Genomic DNA, 13,356 nt, shown 5'->3' with positions numbered 1-13,356 from the left:
CGGTCTTGCGTTGCGCGATGCGGTTGCGAGTGAAATCGTCACGCCGCGCGCTTTTTGAGCACGCACGATTCCGCGCTGAGCCGGCTGACGACCATCGACGCTGGTTTCGTGGCGCTCTCCGCGGTCAATCCGTAAGCCGCCATCTCGTGACCTATCGGCGTGAATACGGGCCTTAGGCCAACCCCGCGGTTTTCGCGCGCGTCATGAGCTGCTGCGCGCGCACGAGATGCGGGCGGTCATACATCATCCCGTCGATGCCGACCGTGCCGGCGCCGTTCGCCGCGGCGAAGGCGGCGATCACGCGCTGCGCATGATTGATCGCCGCTTGTGTCGGCGTGAACACTTCATTGATGATCGGCACCTGCGCGGGATGGATCGCCATGCGGCCCGTGAAGCCGTCGCGGCGGCCCTCTTCCGTCTCGCGGCGGAAGCCGTCGACATTCCTGAAATCGACATAAACCGTGTCGATCGCCTGCACGCCGGCAGCCGCCGCAGCGGTCAGGCAGATGCTGCGCGCGAGCCGATAGGGGTCGAGGAAGTGTCCGTCCTTGTCGCGGTTGGCTTCCGCGCCAATCTCGGCCGACAGATCCTCGGCGCCCCAGGTGAGCCCCATCAGCCGCGGACTCGATCCCTTGTAGCTGCCGGCGGTGAACATCGCCGCCGCGGTCTCGGTCGCCAGCACCATGATTTTCGTATCGCCGTCCGGGATGCCGTGAATGGCTTCGCGCGCGGTCAGCTTGGCGTCGAGCAGAGTCACGCAGGCGCCGCCCTCGGCCTTAGGCAGAAGAATGCCGTCGGGCCTCGCGGCCATCACCACATCAAGATCGTCGTCGATCAGTCCGGTCTGATGGCCGTTCACACGCACGTAGAGGCGCGGGCGGTTGGCGGCCGCAATCGCCTCTATCAAAAATGCCGCCGTGATCTGCCGCGCTTCCGCCTTGCGCTGGGCTGAGATCGAATCCTCAAGATCGATCAGCACGGCATCGGCGCCGCTGGTCAGTCCCTTGTCGAGTTTCTTCGGGGAGTCGCCGGGAACAAAGAGATAGGAGCGCATGTGTAATTTCACCACAATCCTGTAACCGTCATCCGAGATGCGGGCGATCGAAGATCGGGAGCCTGGCCGCCGCCCTTGGATGGTCTCGCTTCGCCAGGGGCGCTTCAGGGTGACGGAAAATACAAGGCGCCTGCCGAGATCATTCTTAGTCTCACGCCAGTCTCGTTTAAGTCGGCCTCTTGATGATGAACGCCTGCCGCCGGCATTCGGCGACCAGCTTGTTATTCTGATTATAGGCGCAGTGATGGAATTCGATGATCCCGGCATTCGGGCGCGAATTGGATTCGCGCTTGCCGACCACCTCGGTGGTGCAATGAACGGTATCGTTCTCGAACAGGGGATGCGGGAAGCGGGTGTCAGTCATGCCGAGATTGGCGATGGTTGTGCCGACAGTCAGGTCGTTTACTGAAATGCCGATCATCAGCCCCAGCGTGAACAGCGAATTCATCAGCGGCTGGCCCCACTCGGTTTCATTGGCGCAGAAATGCCGATCGATATGCAGCGGCTGCGGATTGAGCGTCATATTGGAGAACAGCATGTTGTCCATCTGGGTGACGGTCCGCGTCAGTTTGTGCTCATAAAGGTGGCCGATCTGGAAATCGTCGAAATACATGCCGCCGCGTTTGTGCCGCGCCGCGTCGATCTGGGGCATCTGTCGTTCTCCCGCGCCGGTGAGGGGCTCCGGCGTCTCCAGCGTTAATACTCTGTTTACCACAATTGCGGCACGGTGATTATCGGCCGGACCAGAGTCGGCGATGGGATCTCCGAACCGGCCTGCGAGAAGGACACCATGGCGGTCGATGCCAGTTCGCAGATAGCGGCCTCGAACGTCACCGGCGCGATCCGAAAGGCATCGCAGGTCACCGGGACCAATTTCCAGTATCTTCTCGCCACCGCCAAGGTCGAATCGAATCTCAATCCGGGCGCCAAGGCGCCGACCTCTTCGGCTGGCGGGCTGTTCCAGTTCATCGACCAGACCTGGCTGGGCACGCTGAAGGAGTCGGGCGGGGCGCTCGGCTATGGCCGCTATGCCAATGCCATCACCCGCAACGAGGCGGGCAAATTCGTTGTCGAAAATCCGGCGATGCGCCGCGAGATCATGGCGCTCCGGCAGGACCCCACCGCCAATGCGGTCATGGCCGGCGCCTTCACCCAGAGCAATGCCGCCTATCTGAAGGAGCGGCTGGGGCGCGATGCCACTGAGGGCGAGCTCTATATCGCGCATTTCATGGGGGCAGGCGGCGCGGCCCGGCTGATTGAGCAATCGGAGGCGGCACCCGGTGCCAGGGCTGCCGATGCCTTTCCGAATGCCGCGCGTGCCAATCGCTCGATCTTCTTCGACAGCAAAGGCAGTGCGCGGAATTTCGCCGAAGTCGCGCGGGCGCTGGCGGGCCGCTACCAGATCGCGCGCACGCGAACCACAACGCCTGACAATGCGGTCGCCGCTATTCCGGGCAACGGTTTCGCCGTGGAGACGGCGCGGGTGGCGCGCGCTTATGAATCGTCGGCGCCGCTGAAAGTGCACGTGGCCGCCGGGCCGCAGCAGGAGCCGGTCTATCACAACCCCTATCGCGCGAGCGAACGGCGCGAGCCGGTGTCGTCGATCGTGAGCGAGCGCTGGATCACCCGACCGTCGCAGACGCAGACAGCCTCAGCGACAACGCAGCCGAGCGCGCCGGTGGCAACCACGGCGGCGCAAGCGCCATCAGCCAACGATGTGGTGCGCGCGGGCCATGACAATGTGCGGCGCGCCTATTTCCCGACAACGCCGCCGCCACCGCCGCAGGTCGCCTCCCAGGAAACGCTTGGCCTCTTCCAGGATATGCGCCCGAACGTGCAGGCACTGTTCACCCGCGGCTGACCCCGGGGCCTTGCGGGTCACGCGCCGGCATTAAGAAATCTTAAGCAGCGGCAAAGATTTATGCTGAACCCTTTGTTAAGGGGGGCGGCCTATCATGCTACCCGAGCCGGCGGGACGAGTGATCCGCGTGGCGTTGGTGTTGAGCATGATAGTTCGTCAGTTTCTGCAATGGTTGCGTACCGCTCCCGCCGGCGACCGCGCCGAGGCTTCCTCCGCTCTCGCACGCGCCTATCTCTATTCCGACCTGTCTCCGGATGATCGCGCCGCCGCCGAAGGCGCGATGACCATGCTGCTCGACGATCCGTCGCCGCTGGTGCGGCAGGCGCTGGCGGAAGCCTTGGCCTATAGCCCGGATGCGCCGGCTTCGGTGGTCTATGCGCTCGCCGCCGAGCAGCCGCGCATTTCGTCGGTCGTGCTCGAGCATTCGCCGCTCCTGATCGACGCCGATTTGGTCGACGCCGTGGCGACGCAGGGGCCGCTGGCGCAGGAAGCGATTGCACGTCGCATCCGGCTGCCGCGCTCGGTCGCCGCCGCTGTTGCTGAGGTCGGGTCGGCGGAAGCCTGCCTGATCCTGATTGAAAGCATCGATGCCGATGTCGCGCCGTTCTCGATCGACCGCATCGTCGAACGGTTCGGCCATCTCGCCGCCATCCGCGAGGCATTGCTGGCACGCCGCGACGTTTCGGTGGCCACGCGGCAGGCGCTGATGGTGAAGCTGTCGGCAACGCTGTACGATTTCGTCACCGCACGCGACTGGCTCAAGCCCGACCGCGCCCGGCGCGTGACCAGCGAAGCCTGCGAAAAGGCGACCGTCATGCTGGCGGCACACGCGCCGGAAACGGAACTGGAGTCTCTTATCGGTCATCTGCGCGAAACCGGACAATTGACCGCCGGACTGATTTTGCGCGCGCTCCTGTCCGGAAATCTGGCGCTGTTCGAGGAGGCGCTGGCCGATCTGTCCGGGTTGCCGCTGACACGGGTGGTCGGCCTCGTGCACGATCGCGGCAGCGCGGGATTTCGCGCTGTCTATGAGAAGGCGGGCCTGCCGACGTCGACATATCCGGCTTTCCGCGAGGCGATCGCGACCCTGCAGGAGGATGGCTATCTCGGCGATCCGGCCGGCGCGACACGCCTGAAGCGACGCATGGTCGAGCGTGTGCTCACCCGCTGCGAAGACATGGTGCCGGGCGACATTGCGCCGCTGATGACGCTGCTGCGGCGCTTTGCAACGGAAGCCGCCCGCGAAGAAGCGCGGATGTTCTGCGAGGATCTGGTCGCCGGTTATGTGCCGGATTACGGCGGCTACTGCGATTACGACAGGCAGGATGCCGCGTAACTCTGAAACGGTTTCCTAGAACGACGTCGGCGCGAGCGACGGCGAGAAAATGCCGTCGAGATAGCTGGGGCGGTGGCGGTTCGCGTGCACCAGGAATTCCTGCGTCACCGTCTGTAGACGGGCATTGAGAGCCGCGGCCACACTTTCGATATCCGGCCGGGCGTGTTCGCGCACGATGGCGCGCACGGCGTCGACATGCTGGTCGAGCAGGGCGAGCGGAATTATGCTGGCGTCAGGCGTGTGCTCGATCAGCCGGCACAGGCTTTCCGCAATCGGCGCCGCCAGCGGATAGCCAAAGGTCGCGGCATCGCCCTTGATGTCGTGGGCGGCGCGAAAGATTTCGTCAAAGCTCTGCTTGCTGAAGCCGTTGGTCGTGACGTTCTGGCGGGCGGCGTTGAGGCGGTCGCATTCGTCCTGCATCCAGATGGCGAAATCGCTGGATAGTTCTTCGAGCGCGGCCTGCGCGCGCGCGATCGGATCGCCATTGTCGCCCTGCCGCTTGGCGATCACCTTGATCAGCTTGTTGGGCGGCGTGATCACCTCGTGATCCGCGTAGGTGCGCACGCTGGGCTTATCGTCTTTCGGAGGCGGCATCAGTCAATCATCCTGGCTTTTTCCGCCAGTGGCACTTGGCGGATGACATCAGCTTTGACGCCCTTGCGCCGCTCCGGCCCGGTATAGCCGGTCGCCATGTTGCGGCGGCGGTCGGGGCCGAAATAGGTGGCGGTGCGGATAAACGGCCGTGGGTTGCAGACCACGTTGACGATGCGGTCGTGCAGCGCGTTGGCGGAAATCGGCTTGACCAGGAATTCAGTGACGCCGGCATCACGCGCGGCGAGCACGCGCGAGCGCTCGGAATGCGCGGTCAGCATGATGATCGGAACGAAGGGATTGGCGTTGCCGCCGGGCTGGCGGATCATCTGCGTGAGCTCGAGGCCGTCGAAGATCGGCATCGCCCAGTCGGTGATGATGATGTCGGGCATCTGGTTGGTGAAGGCTTCGAGGCCGGAGGCGCCGTCTTCCGCTTCAAACACTTCACGCACGCCAAAGCCATGCAGCAGCGTGCGCAGAATGCGCCGCATATGCGCGTTGTCGTCGATGATCACGAAGCGCAGGCGGTTAAAGTCAATACGAATCATGCTGAGGCGAGCCCCGCCGAGATAACCACGGCCGGGCAAAAATTTGCAGCCGAAAATCAGGGCAATTTCAGCGGCTAATACCCGAATTGCTCGCGTAAAATGCGCTCGTCCAGGCTGTGGCCGGGGTCAAACAGCATGTGCATGGAGATGCCGTGATCCATGCGAATGTCGACGCGGAGCACGTTGCGCACTTCGGCATGGTCGGCGACCGCCGCGGTCGGCCGCTTCTCCGCCTCCAGCACCTCGACGGTTACCGAGGCCTTGTCGGGCAGCAGGGCGCCGCGCCAGCGGCGGGGGCGGAACGGGCTGATCGGGGTCAGCGCCAGCAGCGGCGCGTTGATTGGAATGATCGGGCCCTGCGCGGAGAGGTTATAGGCGGTCGACCCGGCCGGGGTCGCGACCAGCACGCCGTCGGCCATCAGCTCCGGCAGGCGCACCTTTCCGTCGACGAGGATTTTCAGCCGCGACACCTGATAGCTCTGGCGGAACACCGACACTTCATTGATGGCGTGATGTTCGTGGGTCTGTCCGCCGGTGTCGATGGTCTGCATCCGCAGCGGATGGATCACCGTGGTTTCCGCCGCCGCCAGGCGGGCCAGCAGGTCTTCTTCCCGGAAGTCGTTCATGAGGAAGCCGACGGTGCCGCGATGCATGCCGTAGATCGGGATGCCGGTGCGCATCAGGCTGTGCAGGGTCTGCAGCATCAGCCCGTCGCCGCCGAGCGCCACCACCACATCAGCCTCGGCCGGAGCCACATCGCCATAGCGCGCGGCGAGGCGGGTGCGCGCCTCGGCGGCTTCGGGGCTTGGGCTCGCGACGAAGGCGATCCGCTCATAGCGGGTGGCGGGGCTCATGCAATCTCGCTAGAACTTGCTAGAAAAGGGCGCAAACAAAGGCTCTGAAGGGACATTCAAGAGGCATTCAAGAGGCATTCATGGAGCGCGCAGTCCTCGTCTATACGACCTATCCATCCCTTGTCGAGGCGGAGAAAGCCGGCCGTGTGGCGGTTGAGCAGCGGCTCGCTGCCTGCGTGAACATACTGCCCGGCATGGTGTCGCATTACTGGTGGGAGGGGAAGATCGAGCGCGGCGAGGAAGTGGTGATGATCCTCAAGACCCGCGCCTCGCTCGCCGACCGGCTGCGCAAGGCGCTGAAGGCCGGCCATCCCAATTCCGTGCCGGCGATCATGGTGTTGCCGGTGGAAAGTGTCGAGGACACCTATCTGCGCTGGATGATGGCAGAGACCGACCGCGCGGCTGTGAAGGCGTGAGCGCGACGCCGGGAATCTAGCCGGCTGGAATCAGTGGTGGTGAACTCCAGCGACAGCCGGCATTGCTACTCGGTTGATCATCCCGGCTATGTCTGTTGCGCAGTATCTGATCGTCTTGCGCTTCAGTAATTCACGCCACCGGCCAGCGCCAGCTTGAGCGACTTGTAGTCGTCGCAGCCCGTGCCGCAGATCGCGGCAATCCGACCGAGATACTCTTCCGCCTTCAGGCGATTACCCTGTTCAAGCTGCCACATCCCGTAATATTGCCAGGTGCGGGTGTGGTTCGGATCAGCAGCCAGCGCTTTCTCGTACCACAGTCTGGCATCATCATAGCGTCCGAGCTTGCGGCTGGAAAAGCCGAGCAGGTTGGCGACGTCGGGATGTTCGTCGCGTTTGAGCGCGCGCAGTGCCTCGATGCCGGCCGCGTAATCCTTGTCCCTGTAGATCAGATCATGCGCGTGGCGGTAGCCGTCGAGAAATCGCTGCTCGGATTTCTTGTCCTTGTCCGTTTCTTTTTTAGCCGGCGTTTTCTTTTTGGGCTTTTTGGTCTGCTCCGTTTTTGGCGGCGGATTTCCGCTTTGGGTGCGGAATGTCGGCGAGGGTTCGCGCGTATCCACCGCGCCGGCGTTGCCGGAAACGAACACGGCGGCGCCGGTGAGCGCCGCCGAAATGATGATGAAGCGAAATGCCGTCATGGCAACCTCGCTATTGGCTGGAGGTCAGTACGTGCCTTTTCCGTTCAAGGCATCGTTCAGCGCTTTGTAATCATCGCAGCCCTGGCCGCCGCAGATGTAGCGGATCTTTTCCAGATGCTCTTCCGCCTTCAGGCGGTTGCCCTGTTCGAGATGCCACATCCCGTAATACTGCCAGGTGCGGGTGTGCTTCGGATCGGCGGCCAGCGCCTTCTCGTACCAGAGCTTTGCGTCGTCGTAGCGACCGAGCTTGCGGCTGGAGAAACCGATCAGGTTGGCGACGTCGGCGTGGTCGTCATGGCCGAGCGCCTTCAGCGCCGCGATGCCGCCGGCATAATCGTGCTTCTTGTAGATGAGATTGTAGGCCTGCTTGTAGCCTTGGAGAAATTCGTTCTGCGATTTCTTGTCAGTCGCAGGCTTTGTTCCGGCGGGCTTGGCATCGCTCTTGGTGCCGGTCGCCTTCTTGTCGGTCGGCTTGGTATCGGTCTTGGTGTCGGTGGGCGGCGACGGATTGTCCGTGCCCGCCGCAAGAGCAGGACCACCCGCCAGAATCAGAGTAAGCGCGGCGGCTGCAAGCAAAGGAAAACGGAATTGCCTCGTCATGTCGTTCTCTCTGTGGTGAAAAAAAATGAAAGAAATCCCCGTCGACCGCGCAGCCGCGCCGCAAATCCCATCACGCGACGGTCAACTGCGCTAACATATCAGACGCTGGCAACATTCCCCCGGTTCAATTTCAAATCCATGTGAATGCACATTGGTGACGCATGCGGGTGATCGCCTCGGAATTGCCGTATTGACTCCGCTGCCGGGCAGCGGCAATCATCCGCGCACGTGCTGGTTCCCCGCGTCGCACCGGGGAGGCAAGAGGGAACACGGAAGTCGCCGGTCTGACCGGCAGAGCCGTGGCTGCCCCCGCAACTGTAAGCGGCGAGCCTTCGTCCGCAATGGCCACTGGAAAAGCCGGGCAACCGGCGACCGGGAAGGCCGGAGGAAGGTAAGGACCCGCAAGCCAGGAGACCTGCCAGCGCGGTCACCCAACCGGTGGGCGGGGCGTCCATACGGAGCGGTCTTTCGCAGCGGTGACGTCGATACCGACGCGGGGGCCGTGCGAGTTTTCCTCACATGACCTTCCAGGAGCGAACGGTGTGGACCGCTTGCGGATCGCCGTTGTGGCGGTGCGTAGCGGTGTTGCGTCTTCGTGTCCTTCGCGTCGGGTGTGTTCACCCGGACCTCGCAAGGCGAGGCCAGACGAAGGACGTGTTATGGGGGAAATTTCATTCAAACAAGCGGCTGGCGCACTGGCGCTAGCGGCGTTCGCGGCGGCGGTGCCGGGCGGGCAAGCGGGCGCGCAGTCGCCCGAAATTTTGTCGACGATCAATGTGACTGACAGCCGGCTGGGCAAGGGCATTGTCGGTACATCTACAAGTGTCATCACAGCCGAAGAAATTGAACGGACGCCCGCCGAAAGCCTGCAGGAGATATTGTCGCGTCAACCCGGCGTGCAGACTTGGAGCACATTCGGCGCTGTCAACGGGGCGAGGACGGTCATCGATATCCGCGGCTTCGGTGCTGCGGCGCCGTCCAATACGCTGGTCCTGATCGACGGGCGGCGCCTGACGGATGTCGATCTCGCTGGTGTCGATCTTGCAGCGATCCCACGCCAGAGCATCGAGCGGATCGAGATCACGCGCGGCAATAGCGGTGCCGTGCTTTACGGCGACAACGCCGTGGGCGGCGTAGTCAACATCGTCACCAAGAAGAATATTGGACTCCCCGCATCGGCGCGGGTCGAAGCTGCCTTCGGATCATTCGGGCAAAGGGAGGGTAGCGCGTCAGCACATGGATCAAGCGGCGGTTGGACCGCGTCGGCTTACGGCAATGCGATCAATTCCGATGGCTATCGCGAGAATAACGAATATCGGCAGCGCAACGGTATTGCGGACATCCGTTACAGCGACGCGCAAGGCAGCGCTTTCCTCACACTTTCCGCTGACGACCAGAAACTCGGCTTGCCGGGGGCACGCAGGGTCGATCCTGCGATGGGGATCAATCAGCTGGTCACGGACCGCCGCGGCGCCACAACACCGAACGACTATGCGGACAAGCAGGGTTTGATCGCAACTGCTGGCTTCACCCGCATGCTGAACCCATCGACTGAGTTGATCGTCGATGGCGGCGTGCGCTGGAAAGGACAGCAGGCGGCCGCTCTGCTGGAATTCCAGGAGAATTACCTCGATACGACCTTGACCACTGCTTCGATCACGCCGCGCATCATCCATCAGCACGATCTGTTCGGCATGCCGTCCAGACTGATCGCGGGCATCGACTATTACAATGCTGACTTCGATCAGGACCGCAGCCGCTTCAAGGGTGAAGCGCCCATCCATCGCTACGCATTGCTGCAGCAGACCCTTGCCGGATACGGGCAGAACACGGTCGGGGTGCGGCCGGATACAGATGTCTCTTTCGGGGGCCGGGTGGAGTGGATGAAGCTTTCGGCGCGCGACCGGTTCGATGTCAACGCGCCGGGCGCCGCCTTCTGTTTCGGCGGTGTTTGTTTCCCGAATGGCATTGAGGGACTGCCGCTCGATACGACCGATACCAATTATGCGCTACACGCGGGCTTCGAGCATCGGTTTAATCCTGCCCTCGCAATCTTCGGCCGCGCGGCCCGCAGTTTCCGCACGCCCAATGTCGACGAGCGGGTGGCGATGGCGCCGAGCTTTCCCTTGACGCCGACGACCTTCGATCTGAAGGCGCAGACCTCGCACGACATGGAGATCGGATTGCGCGGCCGCGCCGGTCCGCTGGAAGCGCAGTGGAGCATCTATGACATGCGGCTGGAGAATGAGATTCACTTCAGTCCGGCCACGTCGACCAATACGAATCTGGACCCGACCCGGCGCTGGGGCCATGAGACAAGTGTGATCTATCATTTCAGTGACGCGCTGCGCCTGACTGGCGGCTATGCCTATACGAATGCGACGTTTCGCGAGGGTCGTTTCGCCGGCAACGAAGTGCCCCTGGTGTCGAAACACACCGGCAGCGTGGGACTAGCATGGGACATCTGGCAGAAATACCTGACCTTCGATGGCGTAGTCCGCTTTGTCGGCTCGCGCCGCATGGATAACGACCAGATAAATCTGCAGCCGCTGATCCCATCCTTCACCACGGTGGACGTGCGGCTCGGCGGCCAGCTCGATCAGTTCTTCTGGTCGGTGTCAGTGCTCAATCTCTTCGACGAAGACTATTTCGACTATGCAATCGCCAGTGCATTCCCATTCGGACCGGGCAGCAGATTGAATGTCTACAATGCCTATCCCCAGCCTGGCCGCACCTTCCTGGTGCGCGCCGGCGTGAAATGGTGATCAGCGCAACGAAAGGGCCGCATCGCTGCGGCCCTTTTCATGTCTCGCACAAGCAGACTTCACATCGGTGCCCACATCACCGGCATGAGATCATAGCCGGCCGCGGTTTTGGTGATGTAGCCCGAGGCCGGGAAGGGGAAATGATAGCCGTGCACCAGCATCCGGTCGGCCGAGGCGCGGTCGAGCAGGCGCTTGCGGTTGTCGGCGGCCATGTTGCCGTCCATGTCGAAGATCGCCTGCCACCCCGGATTGCGCACAAACAGCCAGGGATTGTTGGTGGTGTCCGCCAGATAGAGCATTGACTGGTTGCCAGAGGCGATAGTGTAGGCCGTGTGGCCGAGCGTATTCCGAACGCGGCGATCGACGTGATGCCCGGTGCGACCTCCTTGCCGGGCTCGAAGCGTTTCACATCCTTGGCGATGTCGGCGAAGATGCGGCGCGCATTGCGGAAGGAGCCCTGCACCGCTTCCGGCGCCTTGCTCATGTTGCCGTCATCCATCCAGAACGCCCATTCCGGTGCCGGCACGTTGATCTCGGCATTGGGGAAGAACAGTGCGTTGTCCTTGGTCTTGATGCCGTTGATGTGGTCGGGATGGAAATGCGAGATGACGATGGTGTCGATTGATTTCGGATCGATGCCGGCCGCCGCAAGATTGGCGGCGAAGGTACCCGATTGCGGCGCCATCGATCCCAACTGGCCGCCGGTGCCTGTGTCGAGCGCAATAAGCTTTGATCCGGTATTCACCACCAGCGCCGTGAACGGGATTGGCAGCTTGTCGGTCGGGAGGAAGGCCTCGCTCAGCGCCTTCTGGACTTCGGCAAAGGCTGCGTTGCGCACAAACTTATCATCCAACGCGCGGTACCAGGTTCCGTCATTGATGGCGGTGATTTCGTAATCACCGATCCTGAATCTGTAAAATCCGGGTCCCTGCTTTCCCGCCGCAGGAGCTGCGGCCCGCGCAAGCGTTGTGCCGAAAAACGGCAAGGTTGCGGCAGCGGCAGAAGCTGCAAACAGCGCGCGGCGTGACAAAGCAGTCATGCGATCCTCCTTTCGTGAAGTGCCGTCCAATCGACCACCACCAACACCCGTGGCCCACGCATATTCCAGTTCATCCCGGTGGGCCGTGTGCACAAACACTTGATCGTCAGACCGCGTCTTGTTTCAGCGGCGAGCTTCCCGCTAGTCTTCGCGCATTCAATGAAATCGCAAGACAAGAATATACGGGAGGACATGATGGGCCAGCGGATCGTCAATCGGGTAACATGCCTTGCGGTTTTGGCGGCGTGCTGCTGGGTGTCGGCTGCCATAGCGCAAAATTTCCCAAGCCGCCCGGTGACGCTCGTCGTACCGTTCCCGGCCGGCAGCACGACCGACCTTGTCGGCCGCATCCTGTCCGACGAACTCGCCAAGTCGCTGGGTCAGAATGTCGTGGTCGACAATCGCGGTGGGGCGGGCGGCACCATCGGCACCGAAGCGGTCGCGCGCGCGGCGCCCGATGGCTACACATTGCTGATGGGAACGATCGGCACCCATTCGATCAATCCGGCGGTCTACGCCAAGATCAACTACGATCCGATTGCGGATTTTGCGCCGATCATCCAGTTCGGCACGGCGCCGAACGTGCTGGTGATAAACCCGTCGCTGCCGGCAAAAAACGTCAAGGAATTGATCGCCTATGTCCGCGCCAATCCCGGCAAGGTGAATTACGGATCGTCCGGCAACGGCACGTCCAATCACCTCTCCGGCGCGATGTTCGCCGCCCGCAACGGGCTGCAGGCGACGCATATTCCCTATCGCGGCGGCGCGCAGGCGATCACCGATCTGTTGCGCGGAGAAACGCAGTTCATGTTCTACCACTATCTGCCGCTGTTGCCGCATATCAAGGAAGGCAAGCTGCGCGCCATCGCCATCACCAGCGCGAGCCGCATCGATGCGCTGCCCGACGTTCCCGTCATGAAGGAGGCGGGGATGGACGATTTCGAAGTGTCGGCCTGGTTCGGTGTCTACGCGCCGGCGAAAACGCCGGCCGACGTGGTCGGCAAGCTCAACACCATCATTGCCGGCATCATCAACTCGCCCGAGGTGAAGAAGAGCCTGGCGATGCAGGGCATCGATCCGGTCAGCGGTTCGCCCGCAGATCTGCTGGAGCTGAACAAGAGAGAGCTGGCACGCTGGTCGAAGGCGGTCGCGGATGCGGGCGCGAAACTGGCGAATTAGACACGCTCACTCTGCCTGGCTGAGAACGGCCGTCAATCTTGCGGAGCTTTTCAGTCTCCGCAAGATCGACATTGGCGGACTTGTAAGCAGGATCGAGGCGATCCGCAGAGGACGTGCCGCTACCTGGCGCGATGCCTTGAGCGAAGGACCGGGGCGGGGGTGACGGGGTAAGCAGCGCCGTAGGCGCTTCTGGCATTTTCCTCGCCGCCGAGCCGCCGTGCCTGCTGACAGGCAAATGCATTGCCGCGATCGCAATACTTGTAGGCGTTGGCGAGGGGATAATTTGAGTAATCTTCGGTCGCATCCGCGAGCGCGGCCGAGGCCGTGCCCAGCAGCAAGGCGGCAGAAAGAACCATCTTGAGTTTGGCAAACATGACAAAATCTCCGACTGCTTTAGTCCGACGCGCGGCGCAGAGTT

14 protein-coding genes, 1 pseudogene and 1 riboswitch are annotated in these 13,356 nt (G+C 62.6%); of the genes and pseudogenes, 5 read left to right on the top strand and 10 right to left on the bottom strand.

Annotated elements, in window-relative coordinates; genetic code table 11:
* Positions 1 to 172: 172 nt before the first annotated feature.
* Positions 173 to 1,054, bottom strand: a complete 882-nt coding sequence (locus tag RO009_18890) for a CoA ester lyase (protein MDT3687099.1) — start codon at positions 1,052 to 1,054, stop codon at positions 173 to 175.
* A gap of 166 nt (positions 1,055 to 1,220) precedes the next feature.
* Positions 1,221 to 1,706: a MaoC family dehydratase gene (locus tag RO009_18885; GenBank protein MDT3687098.1), complete on the bottom strand. Its 486-nt coding sequence runs from the start codon at positions 1,704 to 1,706 to the stop codon at positions 1,221 to 1,223.
* A 138-nt stretch (positions 1,707 to 1,844) separates the two neighbouring features.
* On the opposite strand from RO009_18885, the gene RO009_18880 reads away from it, so the two are divergent.
* Both RO009_18880 and RO009_18875 read left to right on the top strand, forming a co-directional pair.
* A complete protein-coding gene (locus RO009_18880; GenBank protein MDT3687097.1) occupies positions 1,845 to 2,915 on the top strand; it encodes a transglycosylase SLT domain-containing protein in 1,071 nt (356 codons plus the stop codon).
* Positions 2,916 to 3,060: 145 nt separating this feature from the next.
* Positions 3,061 to 4,251, top strand: coding sequence for a DUF2336 domain-containing protein (locus tag RO009_18875; protein MDT3687096.1), 1,191 nt, complete (start codon positions 3,061 to 3,063; stop codon positions 4,249 to 4,251).
* A 15-nt stretch (positions 4,252 to 4,266) separates the two neighbouring features.
* Here RO009_18875 and RO009_18870 read toward each other — a convergent pair whose 3' ends face one another.
* The 3 genes from RO009_18870 to RO009_18860 all read right to left on the bottom strand — a co-directional run bounded on the left by RO009_18870 (position 4,267) and on the right by RO009_18860 (position 6,244).
* On the bottom strand, positions 4,267 to 4,845 hold the full coding sequence (locus RO009_18870; protein ID MDT3687095.1) for an Hpt domain-containing protein: 579 nt from the start codon (positions 4,843 to 4,845) through the stop codon (positions 4,267 to 4,269).
* Complete coding sequence (locus tag RO009_18865) at positions 4,845 to 5,390, bottom strand: response regulator (protein ID MDT3687094.1); 546 nt, start codon at positions 5,388 to 5,390, stop codon at positions 4,845 to 4,847. Before RO009_18865 ends, RO009_18870 begins: the two co-directional genes overlap by 1 nt.
* A 74-nt stretch (positions 5,391 to 5,464) precedes the next feature.
* Entirely contained in the window at positions 5,465 to 6,244 is a 780-nt protein-coding gene (locus tag RO009_18860; GenBank protein ID MDT3687093.1) for an NAD kinase, read from the bottom strand.
* Positions 6,245 to 6,324: 80 nt separating this feature from the next.
* On the opposite strand from RO009_18860, the gene cutA reads away from it, so the two are divergent.
* Complete coding sequence (gene cutA / locus RO009_18855) at positions 6,325 to 6,660, top strand: divalent-cation tolerance protein CutA (GenBank protein ID MDT3687092.1); 336 nt, start codon at positions 6,325 to 6,327, stop codon at positions 6,658 to 6,660.
* A gap of 122 nt (positions 6,661 to 6,782) precedes the next feature.
* Here cutA and RO009_18850 read toward each other — a convergent pair whose 3' ends face one another.
* On the bottom strand, positions 6,783 to 7,355 hold the full coding sequence (locus RO009_18850; protein MDT3687091.1) for a tetratricopeptide repeat protein: 573 nt from the start codon (positions 7,353 to 7,355) through the stop codon (positions 6,783 to 6,785).
* Between the two features lie 24 nt (positions 7,356 to 7,379).
* Positions 7,380 to 7,955, bottom strand: a complete 576-nt coding sequence (locus RO009_18845) for a tetratricopeptide repeat protein (GenBank protein MDT3687090.1) — start codon at positions 7,953 to 7,955, stop codon at positions 7,380 to 7,382.
* 215 nt (positions 7,956 to 8,170) lie between these two features.
* Positions 8,171 to 8,393, top strand: a riboswitch (cobalamin riboswitch).
* A 221-nt stretch (positions 8,394 to 8,614) separates the two neighbouring features.
* Between RO009_18845 and RO009_18840 the strand changes: the two genes are divergently transcribed.
* Positions 8,615 to 10,720: a TonB-dependent receptor gene (locus RO009_18840; GenBank protein ID MDT3687089.1), complete on the top strand. Its 2,106-nt coding sequence runs from the start codon at positions 8,615 to 8,617 to the stop codon at positions 10,718 to 10,720.
* 59 nt (positions 10,721 to 10,779) lie between these two features.
* Here the strand turns inward: RO009_18840 and RO009_18835 are convergent, their stop codons facing one another.
* Positions 10,780 to 11,019 (bottom strand): hypothetical protein, encoded by a 240-nt coding sequence (locus tag RO009_18835; GenBank protein ID MDT3687088.1) that lies wholly within the window; start codon positions 11,017 to 11,019, stop codon positions 10,780 to 10,782.
* A gap of 128 nt (positions 11,020 to 11,147) precedes the next feature.
* Positions 11,148 to 11,759, bottom strand: a pseudogene (locus RO009_18830) (MBL fold metallo-hydrolase).
* 159 nt (positions 11,760 to 11,918) lie between these two features.
* Between RO009_18830 and RO009_18825 the strand changes: the two are divergent.
* On the top strand, positions 11,919 to 12,938 hold the full coding sequence (locus RO009_18825) for a tripartite tricarboxylate transporter substrate binding protein (GenBank protein ID MDT3687087.1): 1,020 nt from the start codon (positions 11,919 to 11,921) through the stop codon (positions 12,936 to 12,938).
* A gap of 119 nt (positions 12,939 to 13,057) precedes the next feature.
* Here RO009_18825 and RO009_18820 read toward each other — a convergent pair whose 3' ends face one another.
* Entirely contained in the window at positions 13,058 to 13,312 is a 255-nt protein-coding gene (locus tag RO009_18820) for a hypothetical protein (protein ID MDT3687086.1), read from the bottom strand.
* Positions 13,313 to 13,356 lie beyond the last annotated feature (44 nt).

Origin of the sequence: Pseudorhodoplanes sp. (assembly GCA_032027085.1) — a bacterium.
Lineage (GTDB): Bacteria > Pseudomonadota > Alphaproteobacteria > Rhizobiales > Xanthobacteraceae > Pseudorhodoplanes.
Note: the sequence above shows the minus strand (reverse complement) of the source record. Positions and strands in the feature narration are given on the sequence as shown.

What these genes read in the sequence shown, in the direction of transcription:
- RO009_18870 (MDT3687095.1), bottom strand. Translation starts at nt 4,845, where the DNA reads ATGCCGCCTCCGAAAGACGATAAGCCCAGCGTGCGCACCTACGCGGAT.
- RO009_18840 (MDT3687089.1), top strand. Translation starts at nt 8,615, where the DNA reads ATGGGGGAAATTTCATTCAAACAAGCGGCTGGCGCACTGGCGCTAGCG.
- cutA (MDT3687092.1), top strand. Translation starts at nt 6,325, where the DNA reads ATGGAGCGCGCAGTCCTCGTCTATACGACCTATCCATCCCTTGTCGAG.
- RO009_18860 (MDT3687093.1), bottom strand. Translation starts at nt 6,244, where the DNA reads ATGAGCCCCGCCACCCGCTATGAGCGGATCGCCTTCGTCGCGAGCCCA.
- RO009_18880 (MDT3687097.1), top strand. Translation starts at nt 1,845, where the DNA reads ATGGCGGTCGATGCCAGTTCGCAGATAGCGGCCTCGAACGTCACCGGC.
- RO009_18850 (MDT3687091.1), bottom strand. Translation starts at nt 7,355, where the DNA reads ATGACGGCATTTCGCTTCATCATCATTTCGGCGGCGCTCACCGGCGCC.
- RO009_18820 (MDT3687086.1), bottom strand. Translation starts at nt 13,312, where the DNA reads ATGTTTGCCAAACTCAAGATGGTTCTTTCTGCCGCCTTGCTGCTGGGC.
- RO009_18885 (MDT3687098.1), bottom strand. Translation starts at nt 1,706, where the DNA reads ATGCCCCAGATCGACGCGGCGCGGCACAAACGCGGCGGCATGTATTTC.
- RO009_18875 (MDT3687096.1), top strand. Translation starts at nt 3,061, where the DNA reads ATGATAGTTCGTCAGTTTCTGCAATGGTTGCGTACCGCTCCCGCCGGC.
- RO009_18825 (MDT3687087.1), top strand. Translation starts at nt 11,919, where the DNA reads ATGAAATCGCAAGACAAGAATATACGGGAGGACATGATGGGCCAGCGG.
- RO009_18845 (MDT3687090.1), bottom strand. Translation starts at nt 7,955, where the DNA reads ATGACGAGGCAATTCCGTTTTCCTTTGCTTGCAGCCGCCGCGCTTACT.
- RO009_18865 (MDT3687094.1), bottom strand. Translation starts at nt 5,390, where the DNA reads ATGATTCGTATTGACTTTAACCGCCTGCGCTTCGTGATCATCGACGAC.
- RO009_18835 (MDT3687088.1), bottom strand. Translation starts at nt 11,019, where the DNA reads ATGCTCTATCTGGCGGACACCACCAACAATCCCTGGCTGTTTGTGCGC.
- RO009_18890 (MDT3687099.1), bottom strand. Translation starts at nt 1,054, where the DNA reads ATGCGCTCCTATCTCTTTGTTCCCGGCGACTCCCCGAAGAAACTCGAC.